Source organism: Amycolatopsis plumensis (assembly GCF_042652605.1).
GTDB lineage: Bacteria > Actinomycetota > Actinomycetes > Mycobacteriales > Pseudonocardiaceae > Amycolatopsis > Amycolatopsis plumensis.
Map to the genome: position 1 here is coordinate 4,882,740 of NZ_JBHSJY010000001.1, position 17,986 is coordinate 4,900,725.

At 72.1% G+C, this 17,986-nt stretch carries 18 protein-coding genes; 12 read left to right on the forward strand and 6 right to left on the reverse strand.

Going from position 1 to position 17,986, the window contains the following annotated elements; genetic code table 11:
* Positions 1–103: 103 nt before the first annotated feature.
* Together ACFPLC_RS23650 and ACFPLC_RS23655 are read left to right on the forward strand one after the other, a co-directional pair.
* Positions 104–817 carry a response regulator transcription factor gene (locus ACFPLC_RS23650; RefSeq protein WP_378200936.1) on the forward strand — a complete coding sequence of 238 codons (714 nt, stop codon included), beginning with the start codon at positions 104–106 and terminating at the stop codon, positions 815–817.
* Entirely contained in the window at positions 814–2,238 is a 1,425-nt protein-coding gene (locus ACFPLC_RS23655) for a sensor histidine kinase (protein ID WP_378200934.1), read from the forward strand. Before ACFPLC_RS23650 ends, ACFPLC_RS23655 begins: the two co-directional genes overlap by 4 nt.
* A 25-nt stretch (positions 2,239–2,263) precedes the next feature.
* Here ACFPLC_RS23655 and ACFPLC_RS23660 read toward each other — a convergent pair whose 3' ends face one another.
* Positions 2,264–2,911, reverse strand: coding sequence for a pyridoxamine 5'-phosphate oxidase family protein (locus ACFPLC_RS23660; protein WP_378200931.1), 648 nt, complete (start codon positions 2,909–2,911; stop codon positions 2,264–2,266).
* Between the two features lie 86 nt (positions 2,912–2,997).
* Here ACFPLC_RS23660 and pdxR point away from each other — a divergent pair, with 86 nt between their 5' ends.
* On the forward strand, positions 2,998–4,362 hold the full coding sequence (gene pdxR, locus ACFPLC_RS23665; protein ID WP_378200928.1) for a MocR-like pyridoxine biosynthesis transcription factor PdxR: 1,365 nt from the start codon (positions 2,998–3,000) through the stop codon (positions 4,360–4,362).
* 783 nt (positions 4,363–5,145) lie between these two features.
* On the forward strand, positions 5,146–6,240 hold the full coding sequence (locus ACFPLC_RS23670) for a D-alanine--D-alanine ligase family protein (RefSeq protein ID WP_378200925.1): 1,095 nt from the start codon (positions 5,146–5,148) through the stop codon (positions 6,238–6,240).
* On the opposite strand, the gene ACFPLC_RS23675 is transcribed toward ACFPLC_RS23670, so the two are convergent.
* Together ACFPLC_RS23675 and ACFPLC_RS23680 are read right to left on the reverse strand one after the other, a co-directional pair.
* Positions 6,237–6,773, reverse strand: a complete 537-nt coding sequence (locus tag ACFPLC_RS23675) for a DUF3515 domain-containing protein (protein WP_378200922.1) — start codon at positions 6,771–6,773, stop codon at positions 6,237–6,239. The genes ACFPLC_RS23670 and ACFPLC_RS23675 overlap by 4 nt on opposite strands.
* A gap of 19 nt (positions 6,774–6,792) precedes the next feature.
* Positions 6,793–7,026 (reverse strand): Lrp/AsnC family transcriptional regulator, encoded by a 234-nt coding sequence (locus ACFPLC_RS23680; protein WP_003091994.1) that lies wholly within the window; start codon positions 7,024–7,026, stop codon positions 6,793–6,795.
* Positions 7,027–7,162: 136 nt separating this feature from the next.
* Between ACFPLC_RS23680 and ACFPLC_RS23685 the strand changes: the two genes are divergently transcribed.
* Both ACFPLC_RS23685 and ACFPLC_RS23690 read left to right on the forward strand, forming a co-directional pair.
* Entirely contained in the window at positions 7,163–8,119 is a 957-nt protein-coding gene (locus ACFPLC_RS23685) for a thiamine-phosphate kinase (protein ID WP_378200919.1), read from the forward strand.
* A 16-nt stretch (positions 8,120–8,135) separates the two neighbouring features.
* Positions 8,136–8,615, forward strand: a complete 480-nt coding sequence (locus ACFPLC_RS23690; protein ID WP_191313774.1) for a GNAT family N-acetyltransferase — start codon at positions 8,136–8,138, stop codon at positions 8,613–8,615.
* Here ACFPLC_RS23690 and ACFPLC_RS23695 read toward each other — a convergent pair.
* Positions 8,602–9,756 carry a glycoside hydrolase family 27 protein gene (locus ACFPLC_RS23695; protein ID WP_378200915.1) on the reverse strand — a complete coding sequence of 385 codons (1,155 nt, stop codon included), beginning with the start codon at positions 9,754–9,756 and terminating at the stop codon, positions 8,602–8,604. The two genes, ACFPLC_RS23690 and ACFPLC_RS23695, sit on opposite strands and share 14 nt — an antisense overlap.
* Positions 9,757–9,848: 92 nt before the next feature.
* On the opposite strand from ACFPLC_RS23695, the gene ACFPLC_RS23700 reads away from it, so the two are divergent.
* The 3 genes from ACFPLC_RS23700 (at position 9,849) to ACFPLC_RS23710 (ending at position 11,920) form a co-directional block, all read left to right on the forward strand.
* Positions 9,849–10,379, forward strand: coding sequence for a gamma carbonic anhydrase family protein (locus ACFPLC_RS23700; protein ID WP_378200912.1), 531 nt, complete (start codon positions 9,849–9,851; stop codon positions 10,377–10,379).
* A gap of 30 nt (positions 10,380–10,409) precedes the next feature.
* Entirely contained in the window at positions 10,410–11,087 is a 678-nt protein-coding gene (locus tag ACFPLC_RS23705; RefSeq protein WP_378200909.1) for a uracil-DNA glycosylase, read from the forward strand.
* A 65-nt stretch (positions 11,088–11,152) separates the two neighbouring features.
* A complete protein-coding gene (locus tag ACFPLC_RS23710) occupies positions 11,153–11,920 on the forward strand; it encodes an alpha/beta fold hydrolase (RefSeq protein WP_378200906.1) in 768 nt (255 codons plus the stop codon).
* Positions 11,921–12,053: 133 nt separating this feature from the next.
* Here ACFPLC_RS23710 and rpmB read toward each other — a convergent pair whose 3' ends face one another.
* Positions 12,054–12,245: a 50S ribosomal protein L28 gene (rpmB, locus tag ACFPLC_RS23715; RefSeq protein ID WP_176172341.1), complete on the reverse strand. Its 192-nt coding sequence runs from the start codon at positions 12,243–12,245 to the stop codon at positions 12,054–12,056.
* Positions 12,246–12,379: 134 nt separating this feature from the next.
* Here rpmB and ACFPLC_RS23720 point away from each other — a divergent pair, with 134 nt between their 5' ends.
* Positions 12,380–13,951, forward strand: coding sequence for a DAK2 domain-containing protein (locus tag ACFPLC_RS23720; RefSeq protein WP_378200901.1), 1,572 nt, complete (start codon positions 12,380–12,382; stop codon positions 13,949–13,951).
* A gap of 3 nt (positions 13,952–13,954) precedes the next feature.
* Positions 13,955–16,108: an ATP-dependent DNA helicase RecG gene (recG, locus tag ACFPLC_RS23725; RefSeq protein ID WP_378200898.1), complete on the forward strand. Its 2,154-nt coding sequence runs from the start codon at positions 13,955–13,957 to the stop codon at positions 16,106–16,108.
* A gap of 51 nt (positions 16,109–16,159) precedes the next feature.
* Here the strand turns inward: recG and ACFPLC_RS23730 are convergent, their stop codons facing one another.
* Positions 16,160–16,774: a TetR/AcrR family transcriptional regulator gene (locus ACFPLC_RS23730; protein WP_378235923.1), complete on the reverse strand. Its 615-nt coding sequence runs from the start codon at positions 16,772–16,774 to the stop codon at positions 16,160–16,162.
* Between the two features lie 31 nt (positions 16,775–16,805).
* Between ACFPLC_RS23730 and ACFPLC_RS23735 the strand changes: the two genes are divergently transcribed.
* On the forward strand, positions 16,806–17,933 hold the full coding sequence (locus ACFPLC_RS23735; RefSeq protein ID WP_378200893.1) for an erythromycin esterase family protein: 1,128 nt from the start codon (positions 16,806–16,808) through the stop codon (positions 17,931–17,933).
* The last annotated feature ends 53 nt before the right edge of the window (positions 17,934–17,986 follow it).

Below are 17,986 nucleotides of genomic sequence, written 5' to 3' on the forward strand. Positions count from 1 at the left end.
CCTCGCCGCCCGTCCTGTGGCGAATCTGGGTGCCGGCTGTCGGATTCCTGTCGGCCGCCGCCTCGGCTCGCCCGGCGCGCCCGCGGCGGGAGAAGATGCGGGGGTGCAGACTCCCGACCAGGTGCGCCTGCTCGTCGTCGACGACGAGCCGCACATCGCCGACCTCGTCGCCACCGTCGCCCGGTACGAGGGCTGGCAGGCGGTCACGGCCGGCACCGGGCAGGCCGCGCTCAACCGGGCTGCGGAGTTCGGGCCGGACATCGTCGTGCTCGACCTGATGCTGCCCGACCTCGACGGCTTCACCGTGCTCGACCGCCTGCGGGCGGGCGGCAACGCGGTGCCCGTGGTGTTCCTCACGGCCAAGGACGCGACGGCCGACCGGATCGCCGGGCTCACCCGCGGGGGTGACGACTACCTCGTGAAACCGTTTTCGGTCGAGGAGCTGATGGCGCGGCTGCGGGCGGTGCTGCGGCGCAGCGCCGGTGTCGCGCACCAGCCCGAGGCGCGCGGCGCGGTGCTGCGGGTCGGTGACCTGACCCTGGACGAGGACACCCGCGAGGTCCGCCGTGGCGACCGCCTGGCCGAGCTGACGCCGACCGAGTACGAGCTGCTGCGCTACCTCATGCGCCGCTCGCCCGCAGTGTTGACCAAGGCCCAGATCCTCGACCACGTCTGGGAGTACGACTTCGGCGGCCGGTCCAATGTAGTCGAGCTGGTCATCTCGCACCTGCGGCGCAAGGTCGACGCGGGCGGCGGCGAGCCGCTGATCCACACCGTCCGCGGCGTCGGGTACGTCGTGCGGCAGGCGCACCGGTGAAGGGGTTCTTCACCCGGTGGTACGGGGCCTGGCAGCGCACCCGGCTGGGCACCCGGATCACCCTCGGCCTCGGCGCGCTCGCCCTGGTGGTGTTCGCGGCCGTCGGCGTCACGACCGTCGGGATCATGCACGGCTACCTCGACCGGCGGCTCGACGAGCAGCTGTCCAAGACGCAGAACACGCAGCTGCCGCTGCTGCGCGAGACGCACGGCTCGCCGCAGTCGGTGTACTCCTGGTACTCGGCGCTGTACAAGGTCACCGACGGGGTCGCCGTCCCCGAGCCGGGCGGCCAGCTGCCGGGCGACGCCAAGCAGCTGGCGAAGATCGCCGCCGAAGCGGTGGGCGGCGACGTCACCCGGACCATCTACCTGCGCGACGACGGCCCGTACCGGGTGCGGGCGTGCCCGGTCGACACCGACTCGGTGCTGCTGTCGGCCGCGCCGCAGAAGGACCTCGACGGCACGGTCCGGCAGCTGATCGGGGTCGAGGTCGCCGCCTTCGCGCTCGCGCTGGGCGTGCTGGTGGTCGTGGGACGGCTGGTGCTGCGCCGCGGCCTGCGCCCGCTGGCCGACATGGCCGGCACCGCGCACGACATCGCCTCGCACGACCTCACCGCCAACCCGGACCTGCCGGTGCGCGCGGCGGGCACCGGCGGCGGCGCCGAAGTCGAAGAGCTGCGGACGGCGTTCAACGTGATGCTGGCCCACATCGACACGTCACTGGCGGCGAAGACCGAGGCCAACGAGCGGCTGCGCCGGTTCGTCGCGGACGCCTCGCACGAGCTGCGCACACCGCTGACGTCGATCCGCGGGTACGCCGACCTCTTCCGCTACGCCGCCGCGAACGAGCCGGCCGAGCGCGAGGCGCACCTGGCGAAGATCCGCGAGGAGACCGCCCGGATGACCGTGCTCGTCGACGACCTCCTGCTGCTGGCCCGGCTCGACGCGCGGGCCGCCGAGACGCCGTTGCGGCCCGAGCGCGTCGACCTGGCCGAGCTGGCCGGGGACGCGGCGGACGCGTTCGCCGCCGGACGGCCCGACCACCCGCTGACCACGTCGTTCTCGACGGCGTTCGTGGACGCCGATCCGGTGCGGCTGCGGCAGGTGCTGGACAACCTGCTGGCCAACGCGGCCGTGCACACCCCGCCCGGGACGTCGGTGCACGTCTCGGTGACGGCTTCGGACGGTCACGCCGTGGTGCAGGTGACCGACACCGGGCCGGGTATCGCGGTGGCAGACCAGGAGCGGATCTTCGACCGGTTCTTCCGCGTCGACGACTCCCGCACCCGCGGCAACGGCGGCACCGGGCTCGGGCTGTCGGTGGTCCATTCCCTGGTCACCGCGCACGGCGGCACGGTCTCGGTGGCTTCGGAGCCGGGCCGGACAACGTTTACCGTCCACCTCCCGCTCGCCCCGTCGTGAGTGGTAAGGCGGGTTAGAACCCTCCTTACCACTCACGACCGGTGACGTGCGGGGGTGTCGTCCAGCCGGGGGAGAGGTCTTTGGACGGCTCGGGTTCGCCGTAGACGGTCCGGACCGGGAGGACGCCCGCCCAGGCGGTGTCGGCCTCGACGTCTTCGGGCTCGTCGTCCGGGCCTTCGGCGCGCATCTTCACCGACGCTTCGGCGAGGTCCAGCGCGAGCACGGACACCGCGGCGAACTCCTTGGCGTTGACCTCGCGTGCGTGTTCCCAGGAGCCGGGCGCGAGATGGTCGGTGAGCACCTTCAGGCCGTGCATCTTCGCTTCGGCGTCGAAGACCGGCTTCGCTTGGCCGAGGATGACGGCGCTGCGGTAGTTCATCGAGTGGTTGTTGACCGAGCGCGAGTAGACGATGCCGTCGAGGAGGGTGACGGTCACGCAGACGTCGAGGCCGTGCGCCGCGGTGCGGAGGCTGGTGGCGCCGGTGGAGCCGTGCAGGTAGAGCGTGTCGCCGTCGCGGCCGTAGCCGGTCGGCAGGACCAGCGGCACGCCGTCGCGGACGATCCCGAGGTGGCAGATCAGGCCTTCGTCCAGGACGGCGTGCAGCGCGGAGCGGTCGGTCACGGCGCGGTGCTTCTTGCGGCCGAGCGTGGTGCGGGGCGTCGTCGACAACATGCGACCAGCGTCTCCCGAAATAGTGGCATGGCAAAACGTCCACTTCTCGTACACTTGTGAAGTCCACTTCCGGCGGAGGAGGTTCCGTGTCCGACACCGCGCTCCCGGTCAGCCTGGATCGTGCGGCGGTGACCCCGCTGGCGGTGCAGCTGGCGGACGCGCTGCGCGAAGCGGCGGCGAGCGGCCACCTGCGCGGCGGCGACCGGCTGCCGTCGACGCGGGCGCTGGCCGGACGCCTCGGCGTCAGCCGCACGGTGACGTCGGCGGCGTACGAGCAGCTGCACGCGGAGGGCTGGATCGCCGGGCGGCACGGCTCGGGCACCTACGTGACGACGCCGCCTTCTTCTTCGGCTTCCTCGGTTCCGGCGCCTTCTGTCCCGGCGCCCGAGGCTGTTTCCCCGGTGCTGCTGGACCTCGGGCCGGGCACGCCGTGGGCGGCGGGGCTGGACCGCGCGGCCTGGCGCCGCGCGTGGCGGGCGGCGGCGGACCCGGAGCCGCTGGTCCGGGCCCACCGGGCGGGCCTGCCGGAGTACCGCGCGGCGGTGTCGGAGCACCTCCTGCGCCACCGCGGTCTCGCGGCCGGATCGGTCCTGGCGACCGGAGGCACGACGGCGGCGGTCGTGGAGCTGGCGGCAGCGGTGCTGGAACGCGGGGACGTCGTCGCCGTCGAGGAGCCGGGATACCAGCGGGCGGTGCAGGCGTTCCTCCGCGCGGGGATGCGGGTCGTGGGTGTGCCGGTGGACGACGAAGGTCTGCGGCCTTCGGCGATTCCGGCGGGCGCGCGGGCGGTGTACTGCTCGCCGGCGCACCAGTACCCGATGGGCAGCAGGCTGAGCGCGGCCCGGCGGGTCTCGCTGGTGGAGCGGGCGCGTTCGTCGGGCATGCTGGTCATCGAGGACGACTACGACGGCGAGCTGCGGTTCGACGTCGCGCCGCTGCCGATGCTGGCTTCGCTGGCGCCGGACGTCGTGGCACACCTGGGGACGACGTCGAAGATCCTCACGCCGACGTTGGGGGCGGGGTGGATGGTGGCACCGGAGGCGATCACGTCGGCGGTGCTGGCGTACCGGGATTCGACGGGTACGCGCCCGTCGCCGGCGGGACAGCGGGTGTTGCACGAATTCGCGCGGAACGGGGATCTGGGCCGTCACCTGCGAAAACTGCGGCGGGAGATGGCGGAGCGGCGGACCTTGCTGGCGGGGGCGTTGTCGGCGGCGGGGATTCCGGTGCGGGGTGACGACGCCGGGGCGCACCTGGTGGTGCCGTTCTCGTCGGCTTCGGTGGAGGCGTCGGTGATCGCTTCCGCTGAGCGGCGGGGGATCCGGCTGGACGGGCTGGCGCGGCATTTCGCCGGACCGCCGTCTGCGCACGGGGTGGCGATCGGGTACGCGGGGTGTTCGCGGGAGGCCTTGGTGGCGGCTTTGCCGACGTTGGTGGCTTTGCTGCGCTGAGGCTTGTCCACAGTGCGCCTGTGCTGTGGACAACGTGGGCACGGGAGGGCTTTTCCGGGCTTTGGTGTCCGGTGAGGGCGATATTGTCAATTCGGTGGTGGTTCCCCTTGGGAGGGCGGGTGCTGTCTCGGGTTCCGGGTCGCAGCGCCTCAGGCGCCCCATCGCCGTGAACGGGACGCTGAGGGCATGACTGGCACCCCGCCCAGACCTCCCCCGCCACCCCGATCCGAAGCCTGCTCGCGGACGGTGGTGCCGGGTCAAGGCACGCTTTCCCGCCTTGACGCGGTACCACCGTCCGTAGTGACAATCGGGCTTCGGGGTGGTGGGTCGACCAGCGCTGTCTCTTTGCCGAAGCCCTGCCTGGAGGGCGGGGGATGGTGGGCTTCTCGGCGGGTTCCGCCCGTCGGACGTGATCAAGCGACTGGGCTTGGCGCATCCGGTCCGCCGAATTCGCTTGGCGTCGCGCGGTGGGCTCGGCCGAGCGACGCCGAGCCCGGAGGGCTTGGCTGTGCGGGACGTGGCTTCGGCGGACTCAGCCCGGCGGACTCACCGCAGCCGGCTCGGCCGGGCAGACCCGGCCCGCCGGGCCCACCGCAGCCGGGCAGACCTGCCTCAGCGAACCAGCCACCAAACCCCAGAACCCGCCAGCCCCACAACCCACGAAAACCCCTCGACTCACCAGACGTGCCAACCCCGTCACCGGTTGCGTTCACCGCTCCCCACCGTCCGCCCGCCGTACCGGGCTGGGCTGTTCCGCGAGGTCACCGGGTACGGTGGCTCACCATGAGCGAGAAGATCCGGGTGGCCGTCGTGTTCGGTGGGCGCAGCAGCGAGCACACCATCTCGTGCCTTTCCGCCGGCAGCGTCCTCGGCCACCTCGACCCCGAACGCTTCGAGGCCGTCCCGGTCGGGATCACCCGGGAAGGCCGGTGGGTGCTCGGCACCGGCGACTCCGCCCAGCTCGCCATCCGCGGCCGGGAACTGCCCTCCGTCGACGACGGCAAGGGCCTCGTCCTCGCCGGGGACCCGTCCAGTCAAGGCCTCGTCGCCGCGGAACCGGGGCGGGAAAGCGAGATGCTGTCGCGGGTCGACGTCGTCTTCCCCGTCCTGCACGGGGCCTTCGGCGAAGACGGCACCATCCAGGGCCTGCTCGAACTCGCCGGCATCCCCTACGTCGGGCCCGGCGTGCTCGCCAGCGCCGCCGCCATGGACAAGGAAACCGCCAAGAAACTCCTCGCCGCCGAGGGGCTTCCGGTCGGGACCTACTCCGCGCTCAAGCGGGGACAGTCCACTTTGGACGAGCGAACCAAGGAGACCCTCGGCCTCCCCGTCTTCGTCAAGCCGTCGCGGGCGGGCAGCTCCGTCGGCATCTCGCGCGTCGCCGCCTGGGACGAGCTGGACGCCGCCATCGAACTCGCGCGCGCCACCGATCCCAAGGTCCTCGTCGAGGCCGCCGTCGTCGGGCGGGAGGTCGAATGCGGGGTCCTCGAGTTCCCCGACGGCCGCGTCGAAGCCTCGCTGCCCGCCGAGATCCGCGTGCTCTCCGAAGACGAGAACGCCTGGTACGACTTCGAAACCAAGTACCTCGGCGACGACGCCGAACTCGACATCCCAGCCAAGCTCGACGACGCCCTCACCGAGAAGCTCCGCGCGATGGCCGTCGAAGCGTTCCGGGCGCTGGACTGCCAGGGGCTGGCCCGCGTCGACTTCTTCGTCACCGAAGACCACGAGCTGATCATCAACGAGGTCAACACCATGCCGGGCTTCACGACGAAGTCCGCCTACCCGAAGATGTGGGAGGTCACCGGCATGGACTACGCCACGCTGCTGACCACCCTCGTCGAGACGGCCATCGCCCGCGGAACAGGACTGCGTTAGCCGAACCGCAGCGGCTGCGGAGCCAGCTTCGCGGCCACCGCGTCCGAAACGGCCTGCAGCGGCCCGGTCCCGGCGCTGTCCGGCACCGTCAGCGCCGCGTAGACCTCCCGGTCCACCACGTACCACGTCGACGCGCCCTCGCCCGGCACCTGCAGCCACTGCACCTTGTCCACCAGCCGCAGCTGCGCCGTCGGCGTCAGCTCCGGGGGCCGGTCGAGGCCGCAGCGCAACACCACGGGATCACCGGCACCCCAGGCCACCGTCGCGGGCGGCGCCGGCGCGGCCAGGGAACGCACCTTCAAAGAAGTCCCGTTCGAGGTCAGCTCGGTCGGCACCGCGCCCAGCAGCGTCGTGCAGCCCGGCGACCCCGCGGCCGGCGCCGGCACGGCGACCAGCGGCAGCGGGCCCGCGGAGTCCGCGGGGGACGGCCGGGTCAGCGCGAAGACGGCGACGGCGACCGCCAGCGCCACGGCGAGCGCGGCCGCGGTGACGAGGACCACCCGGGGTGGCGCACCGGTGTCGGAGTCAGGCACCGGACCACTACACCATTGCTCAGAGGTGGACCACCGGGCAGGTCAGCGTCCGCGTGATGCCCTCCACGTTCTGCACCTTCGCGACCACGAGCTGACCCAGCTGGTCCACGTTGTCGGCGGCCGCGCGGACGATCACGTCGTACGGTCCGGTGACATCCTCCGAGCTGGTCACACCCGGGATGCTGGAGATCTCGGCAGCCACCGCGGCCGCCTTGCCGACCTCGGTCTGGATGAGGATGTATGCGTGGACCACGGCGCGCCCTTTCGTCGGGATCGGAGGCTCAAGGTAGGAACGTCTTCAGCAACGTATCGCCAGCTCACGGAAAAACATAGGGCATCCGACTATCGGTGATCGATCTTTGTCCCGGTAGAGAAAGCAGAGGTGACCGGTGTCACCGAACAACGGAACGGTCGCCGAGACCGGGGAGTTCGCGCTCATCCGCGCCGTCACCGAAGGACGGCGCCAGCCCCCGGGCACGCTGCTCGGCCCGGGCGACGACGCCGCCGTTGTCGCCGCCCCGGACGGCCGCGTGGTCGCCAGCACCGACGTGCTCGTCCAGGGTGTCCACTTCCGGCTCGACTGGTCCTCGCCTGAGCACGTCGGGCGCAAGGCCGTCGCGGTCAACCTGGCCGACATCGCGGCCATGGGCGCCACCCCGACGACCGTCCTGGTCGGACTCGCCTGCCCGCCCGACACCCCGAGCGAGGTGGTGAAGGGGCTCACCGACGGCATGTGGGCCGAAGCCGAACGCGCCGGGGTCGGCGTCTCCGGCGGCGACATGGTCCGCGCCGACCAGCTCGTGATCAGCGTCACGGCGCTGGGCGACCTCGGCGACCGCGAGCCGGTGACGCGCTCGGGCGCCCGGCCCGGTGACGTCCTCGCGGTGAACGGGCGGCTCGGCTGGGCCGCGGCCGGCCTGGCCGTGCTCGGCCGCGGCTTCCGGTCGCCGGTGGGTGTCGTCAACGCCCAGCGCTGCCCGGAACCGCCCTACGAAGCCGGGCCGCGGGCCGCGCTCGCCGGGGCCACGGCGATGATCGACGTCTCCGACGGCCTGCTCGCCGACCTGGGCCACATCGGCGAGGCCTCCGGCGTGGGCATCGACGTCCGCACCGCCGACCTCGACATCCCCGCCCGGCTCACCGAGGTCGGCGCCGCCCTCGGCGCGGACCCCCTGGACTGGGTGCTCACCGGCGGCGAGGACCACGCACTGGCCGCGACCTTTCCGCCGTTCGCCGAGCTCCCGGACGGCTGGCGCACCATCGGCGTGGTCACCATGGCCGGCTCCGGGATCACCGTCGACGGGAAACCGTTTTCGCGAGAAGGCGGATGGACGCACTGGCGCTGATCTAGGCTCCGGAAGCGTGAGAATCGTTCCAGTCCCCTACGACCACCCCGACGCGGCCCAGCTCATGGCCGCGGTGCAGCAGGTCTACGTCGAGCGCTACGGCAGCGAGGACGCCACCCCGATGAGCCCCGCGGACTTCGATCCGCCGGAGGGCCTGTTCCTCGTCGGCTACCAGGGCGACGAAGCGGTCGCCTGCGGGGCCTGGCGCGCCCACGACGGCCCCGCGCCGGACTTCCAGGACGGCGACGCCGAGTTCAAGCGCATGTACGTCGCCGATTCCGCGCGCGGCCGCGGGTTCGCGCGGATGATCCTGTTCGAGCTGGAGCGCACGGCGGCGCTGTGCGGCCGCAAGCGCGCGGTCCTGGAAACCGGCACCAAGCAGCCGGAAGCGATCGCGCTCTACACGTCGTCGGGGTACGTCGAGATCCCGAAGTTCGGCGTCTACAAGAACGAGCCGGAAAGCCGCTGCTTCGGCAAGGACCTCACCTCGGCGTGAGCTTCAGCAGGACCGCCGCGTGGGGCCGCAGGGTCGCCGACACGGCGGTCCCGACCTCCCGATGGGCCCACAGGTCGCGGACGTTCCACGAACCCGGGATCGACGCGGAGACGGTCGCGGTGGTGCTGCCGGTGTTCAGCAGCACCACCGCGAAACCGCCGTCGCTCAACGGCTTTCCCCACACCTGGTAGCCGGGGCCCGCGTCGAGCTGCCGCCCCTGGCTGCCCGCGAAGTCCTGGTCGACGGCGATCGCCTCGGCGTTGCCCAGCGTCGCGAGGTCGGTGCCGCTCAGCTTCGCCGGGTCGGTGCCGGCGAACAGCGGCGCGTTCAGCACGGCCCAGACGCTGAAGTGCGCCCGCGACTCGTCGGCGGTCAGCGTCCCGTTGCCGACCTGCAGCATGTCCGGGTCGTTCCAGCCGCCCGGGGCGCCGCTGTGGACGGCGACGCCGGCCTGCCGGTCGATCGTCTCGAGCACCGACTCCCAGGTCGGGACCAGGTCGTAGGTGGTGCGCCACAGGTTCGCCACCGGCCGGGCCCAGGTCCAGGGGCTCGAGACGCCGTACTCGGAGATCGCGTAGGCGATCGGGCGGGGCAGCGCGGCCAGTTCGTCGCGCATCTTCTCGAACGCGGTCTTCCGGTCGAGGCCGTCGACGGTGTCGGCGTTGCACCAGTCGTACTTGAGGTAGTCGACGCCCCAGCGGTCGAACGTCTCGGCGTCCTGGCGCTCGTGGCCCAGCGAGCCGATGCCCGAGGCCGGGTAGGCGTCGTTCGCCATGGCGCAGGTCCGGCTGCCGGGCACGGCGTAGATGCCGAACAGCAGACCCCGCGAGTGCACGTAGTCGGCGAGGTCGGTGATGCCGTGCGGGAACCGCTTCGGGTCCGCCTGCAGCGACCCGTCGGCGGCCCGCGTGGGTGCCTGCCAGCAGTCGTCGACGACGACGTACTGGTAACCCGCGTCACGCAGGCCGGTGTCGGCGAGCGCGTCGGCGGCGTTGCGCACGACGTCTTCGGTGAGGTCGTAGCAGCGGACCTGGTTCCAGCTGTTCCAGCCCATCGGCGGGGTGCCGGCCAGGCCGTTCGCGAGCGCGGGCGCGGCGACCGGCAGGCTGAGCAGCCAGGTCAGCACGACGAGGAGGAGCACGAGTGCCGTGCTTCCCGGACGGGTCTGTGGCTGAGCGGCGATGCCGTGATCCAATCGCACGGGAAGTGAAACCGCGGTCACCCGGAGGCGGCATGCCGATCTACGCACTCGGTTCGCTCGAGCCGACGATCCACCCCGACGCCTACGTCCACCCGGACGCGACGGTCATCGGCGACGTCCGGATCGGCGCGCACGCGTCGGTGTGGCCGCAGACCGTCCTGCGCGGCGACCACGGGTACATCGAGATCGGCGAGCGCTCGAACGTCCAGGACGGCTGCGTCCTGCACTGCACCGGGCGGCACCCGACGATCCTCGGACCGTCGTCGGCGATCGGGCACGCGGTGCACGTCGAAGGCGCGACGATCGGTACCGGCTGCCTGATCGCGTCCGGCTCGGTGGTGCTCAACGGCTCCGTGATCGAGGACGGCGGCATGGTCGGCGCGGGCGCGGTGCTCTCGTACGGCTTCCACGTCAAGACCGGGGAAATCGCCCTCGGCGTCCCGGCGAGGGTGCGGGAGAACAAGTCGTTCGGGCCGGAGAACATCGCGATGGTGGTGGAGTCCTACGTCGAGCGCGGCCGCCGGTTCAAGGCGGAGCTGAGGCGGCTCGACCCGCTCGGGTGACGCCGGCCACGCCCGGTAGGCTTGCGCGCCGTGACCGCACGACCGCTGCAGGACATCGTCGAGGCAGGCTGGGCGAAAGCCCTCGAACCGGTGGCGCCGCAGGTCGCCGCGATGGGGGAGTTCCTCCGCGCGGAGATCGCCGCGGGCCGGACCTACCTGCCGGCGGGGGAGCACGTGCTGCGGGCGTTCAAGCAGCCGTTCCACGACGTGCGCGTGCTGATCGTCGGCCAGGACCCGTACCCGACGCCGGGGCACGCGGTGGGCCTGAGCTTCTCGGTGGCGCCGGACGTCCGGCCGATCCCGAAGAGCCTGATCAACATCTACAAGGAGTACTGCGACGACCTCGGCCACCCGCTGCCGTCCAACGGCGACCTGACGCCGTGGGCCGAGCAGGGCGTGCTGCTGCTCAACCGGTCGCTGACCGTGCAGCCGGGGAAGTCGAACTCGCACCAGGGCAAGGGCTGGGAAGCGGTCACCGAGCAGGCGATCAAGGCCCTCGCGGCCCGCTCCGAGCCGATGGTGGCGATCCTGTGGGGCCGCAACGCCCGCAACCTGCGGCCGATGCTGGGGGACGTCCCGTGCATCGAGTCCGCGCACCCGAGCCCGCTCTCGGCGCACAACGGCTTCTTCGGCTCGCGCCCGTTCAGCCGGGCCAACCAGCTCCTGGAGTCCCAAGGTGCGGCGCCGGTGGACTGGAAACTGCCGTAGGTTCGGTGTCCGGATCCGCGTGACGGCTCCGACCAAGGGGAAACGCACCCTTTCCGGAGGAAACCATGAACGTCACCTCGGCCGACGGCACGACCATCTTCTTCGAGCAGCGCGGCGACGGCCCGCCGGTGATCCTGATCGGCGGCGCGTTCAACGACCGCACGACCACGGTGGGCCTGGCGGAGGTCCTGGCCGGCGACTTCACGGTGGTCAACTACGACCGCCGGGGCCGCGGTGACTCCGGTGACGCTTCTTCGTATGCCGTCGAGCGCGAGATCGAGGACCTGGCGGCGCTGATCGCCCACATGGGTGGGACGGCGTCGGTGTTCGGGCACTCCTCGGGCGCGGTCCTGGCCCTCGAGGCAGCCGCGGCGGGCATCGGGATCGATCGCGTGGTGGCGTACGAGCCGCCGTACGCGACCGACGAGCACCCGCGGGCCGACGTCGTCGACGAGGTGCGCGCCCGGCTGGCGGCGGGGGACCGGGATGGTGCGGTGGCGACGTTCCTGCAGGTGGCGGGCACCCCGGCGGAGATGATCGAGGGGATGAAGCAGGCTCCGGTGTGGGGCTGGTTCACGGCGCTGGCGCACACGCTGCCGTACGACCTGACGATCTGCGGCCCGGACGCCCGCCCTTCGCAGAACCTGGCCCGCATCCAGGTGCCGACCCTGGTGATCGGCGGCGGCGCGAGCGACGACGCCCTCCAGGCTGGCGCCCGCGCGGCGGCCGCGGCAGTGCCGGGGGCCCGTCACGAGACCCTGGAGGGCCAGGACCACGGCGTCCTCCAGTACCCGGAGACACTCAAGGAGCTGCTGACCGGCTTCCTGAAGTAGCCCCGGCACTTGCAGTGAATGACTCATTCCTGGCGTCCGACGCCAGGAATGAGTCATTCACTGCGTCCGGCGCCGGGCATGAAAATGGCGGGTGCTCCGAGAAGCACCCGCCATCCCAAACTTCGCTTCAGCGTCAGCCTCGAACGACCTTGCCCGCCTTGATGCAGGAGGTGCACACGTTCAGGCGCTTGCGCTGGGACACACCCACCTTGGCGTGGACGGTCTGGATGTTCGGGTTCCACCGGCGGTTGGTACGGCGGTGGGAGTGCGAGACCGCCTTGCCGAAGCCCGGTCCCTTGCCACAGACGTCGCACACGGCAGCCACGTCGAACTCCTTTGGATCTGGGTCATAGAAATGAGCCCAGATGCACTGGGCAACTCGACCATAGTAACTACTGCGTTCCGGCCCCCCGGCACCGGGTCGATACGCTGCCCGGGAACCGGGTAGGAGGTTACGGGGTGCGGGTGCTGGACACGGCGGCGGTGTCGGCCTGGGCTGCGGGTTGTGTGCGCAGCCTGGCGAGCCTGCGGCCGGCCATCGACGAGATCAACGTCTACCCCGTGGCGGACTCAGACACCGGCTCCAACATGCTTTTCACGATGACCGGCGCGGCCCGGGAACTCTCCGAAGCGACCCCGGAAACAGCGGCCGACGCGCTGAAGATCCTCGCGCGCGGCGCGGTCGCCTCCGCCAAGGGGAACTCGGGCGTGATCCTCTCCCAGGTCGTGCGCGGGCTCGCCGACCGCGCCGAAGGCGAGCTGGACGGCGCGTGGCTGGCGGACGCGCTGGGGCACGCCGACGAGGTCGCCACCGGGGCCGTCAGCCGCCCGGTCGCCGGGACCATCCTCACCGTCCTGCACGCCGTCGCCCTCGCCGTCCGCGGCGACACGAGCCCGCTGCCCGAAATCGCCGCGAAAGCCGCGAAAGAGGCCGCGCACGCCCTCGAGAAGACGCCCGAGCAGCTGCCCGCGCTGGCCAGGGCCGGAGTCGTCGACGCCGGAGCGCGCGGCCTCGTCGCCGTGCTCGACGCTCTCGTCGGCGTGCTCACCGGGGCCCCCGTCGAGCACGACCACGCCCTCGAGGCCCCCGCGCACGCCGAGGCCTACGCGTGGGAGGTCATGTACCTCCTCGACGGCGTCGACGAGGCGAGCCTGCCGACCCTGCGCAAGGAGCTGAGCGGCCTCGGCGACAGCGTCACGGTGGCCGGCGACGGTTCGGGCAGCCACGCCGTGCACGTCCACTGCGCCGACATCGGCGCCGCCATCGAGGCCGGGCTGGCGCTGGGCCGCCCGCGCAAGATCCGCGTCGAACCCCTGCTCACGCCGACGCCGATCGAGCCGGGCGGCGGGATCGACCGCACGGTCGTCGCCGTCGTCCACGGCGGGGCCCTGGCCGAGCTGCTGCGTGCCGAAAGCATTCCGGTGCTGGCCGTGCCCGAGGGCGGGACGCCGAGCGTCGAGGACATGATCGGCCTGCTCAACGAGGCCGCCGGGCAGCAGGTGACCGTGCTGCCCGGCAGTGTCGCGCTCACCGCCGCGGCCGACGCCGCGGCCGGGCACGCGATGGCCGCCGACCGGGACGTCGTGGTCATCCCGTGCGCGTCGCCGGTGCAGGTGCTGGCCGCCCTCGCCGTGCACGACGCCGGGCGCCGCACCAACGACGACGTCGTCGCGATGGCCGAAGCGGCCGCCGCGACCAGGCGTGGCGAACTGCGGATCGCCCGGGAGGAGTCGCTAACCTGGGTGGGCCGGGCCCAGTCCGGCGACGTGGTCGGCCTGGTCGACGACGAGGTGGTGCTGATCGAGCCCGCGCCCGCGTCCGAGACGAACCTGGTCGCGGCCGCGATGAAGGTGCTGAACCGGATGCTGGCGCTCGGCGGCGAACTGGTGACGGTGCTCAGCGGGGCGGCGGCCCCGCCGGGGATCGCCGAGGAGCTCGAAGAGCAGCTGCGGGTCGAGCACCCGGAGGTGGAACTGACCAGCTACGCCAGCGGCCAGACCGGCGCCGTGCTGCTGATGGGAGTCGAATAGCCGATGGCCGGACTGCGCGACAAGCTGCCGTTGCTGCTGGGCGCCAAGACGGCGAAGGCGCTCGCCACGTCGCTGGGCATCGAGACGGTCAGCGACCTGCTGCGCCACTACCCGCGCCGCTACGCCGAGCGCGGCGAGCTCACCGACATCCACGGCCTCGAGCTGGGCGAGCACGCCACCGTGCTGGCGCGCATCGAAAAGGTGAGCAAGCGGCGGATGAAGGCACGCAACGGGACCATCCTCGACATGGTCATCACCGACGGAAAGCGGCGGCTGACCTGCGCGTTCTTCAACCAGGCCTGGCGGGAGAAGGAGCTCGTCCCCGGCAAGACCGGCCTGTTCGCCGGCAAGGTGTCCGCTTTCCGCGACACCCTGCAGCTGACCAACCCGGAGTACGAGCTGTTCGAGGCCGACCGCGCCGAGGAGGCGATGGACGACTTCCTCGCCGCGATCATCCCGGTCTACCCGGCGGCGCAGGGCATGCCGACCTGGTCGATCGCCAAGTGCGTGCGCCAGGTCCTCGACGTCCTCGAGGTCGACGACGACCCGATGCCCGCCGAGCTGCGGAGGCTGCACAAGCTCGCCGACCTCGACAACGCGCTGCGCGGCATCCACCGCCCGGAGAACTGGGCGCACCTGGAGGCGTCGAAGAAGCGGCTCAAGTGGGACGAAGCCATGGCCGTCCAGCTGATCTTCGCGCAGCGGCGCCACTCGGCCATCTCGCGCCCGGCGAAGGCGAACCCGCACGTCAGCGGCGGCCTGCTCGACGCCTTCGACAAGCGGCTGCCCTTCGACCTCACCGCCGGGCAGCGGGGGATCGGCGACGAGATCGCCGCGGACCTGGCCTCCGAGCACCCGATGAACCGGCTGCTGCAGGGCGAGGTCGGCTCGGGCAAGACGGTCGTCGCGCTGCGGGCGATGCTGCAGGTCGTCGACAACGGGCGGCAGGCCGCCATGCTGGCACCGACCGAGGTCCTGGCCGCGCAGCACGCGCGGTCGCTGCGGGAAATGCTCGGCGACCTCGGCCAGGCGGGCGAGCTGGGCGCGGCGGAGAACGCCACGCGCGTGACCCTGCTGACCGGGTCGATGGGGGCGAAGGAGCGCAAGAAGTCGCTGCTGGAGATCGTCAGCGGCGAGGCGGGCATCGTCGTCGGCACGCACGCGCTGATCCAGGACCACGTCGAGTTCGCCGACCTCGGCCTCGCCGTCGTCGACGAGCAGCACCGCTTCGGCGTCGAGCAGCGGGACGCGCTGCGCACCCGCGGCGCCGGCGACACCAGCCCGCACGTCCTCGTCATGACGGCGACGCCGATCCCGCGCACGGTCGCCATGACCGTGTACGGCGACCTGGAGGTCTCGGCGCTGCGCGAGATGCCGGTCGGGCGGTCGCCGATCGCCACCACGGTCGTGCCGGTCGCCGAGAAGCCCGCGTGGTTCGAGCGGATCTGGCAGCGCGTGCGCGAAGAGGTCGGCAAGGGACACCAGGCGTATGTCGTGTGCCCGCGGATCGGCGACGAACCGCCGTCGGACAAGAGCGACAAGCGGCCGCCGCTCGCGGTCCTCGAAGTCGCGCCCGAGCTGGAGCACGGCCCGCTGCAGGGGCTGAAGATCGGCGTGCTGCACGGCCGGATGCCGCCCGACGACAAGGACGCCGTGATGCGGGCGTTCTCGGCGGCCCAGCTGGACGTCCTCGTGGCCACGACGGTGATCGAGGTCGGCGTGAACGTGCCGAACGCGACCGCGATGGTGATCATGGACGCCGACCGGTTCGGCGTCAGCCAGCTGCACCAGCTGCGTGGCCGCGTCGGCCGGGGCAGCGTGCCGGGGCTGTGCCTGCTGGTCACCGAGGCCCTCGACGGCACGGCGACCCGCGAACGGCTGGCGGCGGTCGAGTCCACGACGGACGGTTTCGAGCTGTCCCGCCTCGACCTGGAGCTGCGCCGCGAAGGCGACATCCTGGGCGCCGCGCAGTCCGGGAAGCGGTCCACGCTGAAGCTGCTGTCGCTGCTGCGCGACGAGGACGTGATCGCCGCGTCGCGGGCGTTGGCGCAGGAACTCGTCGGCAAGGACCCGGAGCTGACGAAGTACCGCGGCCTGGCGCAGATGGTCGCCGACGTCGTCGACGTCGAGCGCGCGGAGTACCTGGAGAAGAGTTGATCCGCCCGGCCACGGTGGCCGAAGGCACCGGGCCGGTGCCGGTCGTCGTGGTCAGTCGTTCGTCGCCGTGAACACCCCGGCTTTGGCCGCCGCGGCGGCCGCGGCGGCGGCGACTCCGGCGTCCCGCGGGGTGACGCCTTCGCGGGAGACGAACAGGCGGTAGAAGATCGGCCCGCAGGCCACGCGCACCGGCTCCACGGGATCGGTGCCGGGCGGGACCTCGCCGCGCTCGATCGCCCGGGTCACGGCGGCCGCCGAACGGGCGTGGCGGTCGACGTAGAACTCGCGCAGGGCGTCGGCCGCGCGCGGGGAGAGGAACGCCGCCGAGATCGACGCCGTGGGCAGCTCGCGCTCGCCCGGGGTGGTGAAGTAGCGCACCAGCTCCAGGTTGATCGCGCGCAGGTCGCCTTCGAGGGAACCGGTGTCCGGCACCGCCCACTCCTGCTCGGCGCCCATCAGCAGGGCGGCCGCGACCAGGCCCTCGGCGGACTCCCAGCGCCGGTACAGCGTGGTTTTGTGCACGCCGGAGCGTTCGGCGACCGCCTCGACGGTCAGCTCCGCGTACCCGCGTTCGCCGAGCAGTTCGAGGGTGGCCTCGAGTGCGGCGAGACGGGTCCGCTCGGTGCGGCCGCCCGGACGCTTCGTCCCGGAAATCTCGGTTGCCAACTGCTACTCCTGTTGCGTTAGTGTGCCCAGTATGACAGGAACCGTCGCCGTTGCCGAGATCGCCGAGCTGGTCGGCGACGCCGAAGTCGTCGCCATCGGCGAGAACAACCATCACATCCGCGAGTTCGGCGTGCTGCGCGACCGCCTCCTGCGTCACCTCGTCACCGAGTGCGGGTTCACCGTCCTCGGGTTCGAAGGCGGCTTCCCCGAGGGGCACCTGGTCGACGCCTGGCTGCAAGGCGGGCCGGGCGAGGTCGCCGACATCGCGCGTGACGGCTTCACCTTCGGCCTCGGCGACTCCGCCGAGGTGCACGAGATGCTGACCTGGCTGCACGGCCGCGGGGTCCGGTTCTTCGGGCTGGACGTGCCGAGCTCGGCGGGGTCACCGATGCCGGCGCTGCAGGCGGTGCGCGAAGTCTTGACGCGGGTGGATCCCGCCAATGTGTCCGTGGTGGACAACGCGGTGGCGGCCTGCGAACCGTACGCGTCGGTGAGCAGTGCGGTCGCGCCGGGCCGGTACGGGGAGCTGAGCGTCGCGGCGCGGGACGCGGCCACCGTGGCGCTGACCGTCCTCAAAGGACACGTGGAGTCGCTGGCGCCCGAAGCGGCGCACCACGCGGAAGGTGCCCTGCGCGTCGATCTGTACCTTCGGGAGCTCGACGCGCTCATGGCGGGCCGCGCGCCCGAGCCGCAGAGTTCGTCGCGGGACACCTACATGGCGGCCACCGTGCGGATGCTGCGGCGGCGGTTCCCCGGCGAGAAGATCGTGCTGATGATCCACAACGGACACCTCCAGCGCGTCCCGTTCTCGCCGATGCCGGGCATGACGGCGCCGTCGGCGGGGACGCACCTGGCCGCGGAGCTGGGGGACAAGTACTTCGCGCTGGCCCTGACCGCTGTCTCCGGGACGACGACCGGCCTGGCGCCCGACCCGGCGTTCCCGCTGGGGTTCCGGATGTTCGAGCAGACTTTGGAAGATCCGGCGGAAGGCAGCGTCGAGGCGGTGCTGGCTTCGCGGGCGCCGTGCGTGGTCGCGCACCCGGCGGCGACGGGCGTCCGGCACGCGCACATGGCGGTTCCGGTCGATGTCGCCTCGGCGTTCGACGCGGTGGTGTGCCTGGAGAAGCAGGAAACGATTTTCGGCGGCGCGGCCGGGTAGGTCTGCCCGTTCGGCTGATTGCCGTAGTACCGGCCGTGGGCGTTTCCTACCGG

Excerpts from the sequence above, each read along its gene's own strand:
- ACFPLC_RS23735 (WP_378200893.1), top strand. The coding sequence starts at position 16,806 with ATGACAGGAACCGTCGCCGTTGCCGAGATCGCCGAGCTGGTCGGCGAC.
- ACFPLC_RS23670 (WP_378200925.1), top strand. The coding sequence starts at position 5,146 with ATGAGCGAGAAGATCCGGGTGGCCGTCGTGTTCGGTGGGCGCAGCAGC.
- recG (WP_378200898.1), top strand. The coding sequence starts at position 13,955 with ATGGCCGGACTGCGCGACAAGCTGCCGTTGCTGCTGGGCGCCAAGACG.
- ACFPLC_RS23700 (WP_378200912.1), top strand. The coding sequence starts at position 9,849 with ATGCCGATCTACGCACTCGGTTCGCTCGAGCCGACGATCCACCCCGAC.
- ACFPLC_RS23660 (WP_378200931.1), bottom strand. The coding sequence starts at position 2,911 with ATGTTGTCGACGACGCCCCGCACCACGCTCGGCCGCAAGAAGCACCGC.
- ACFPLC_RS23710 (WP_378200906.1), top strand. The coding sequence starts at position 11,153 with ATGAACGTCACCTCGGCCGACGGCACGACCATCTTCTTCGAGCAGCGC.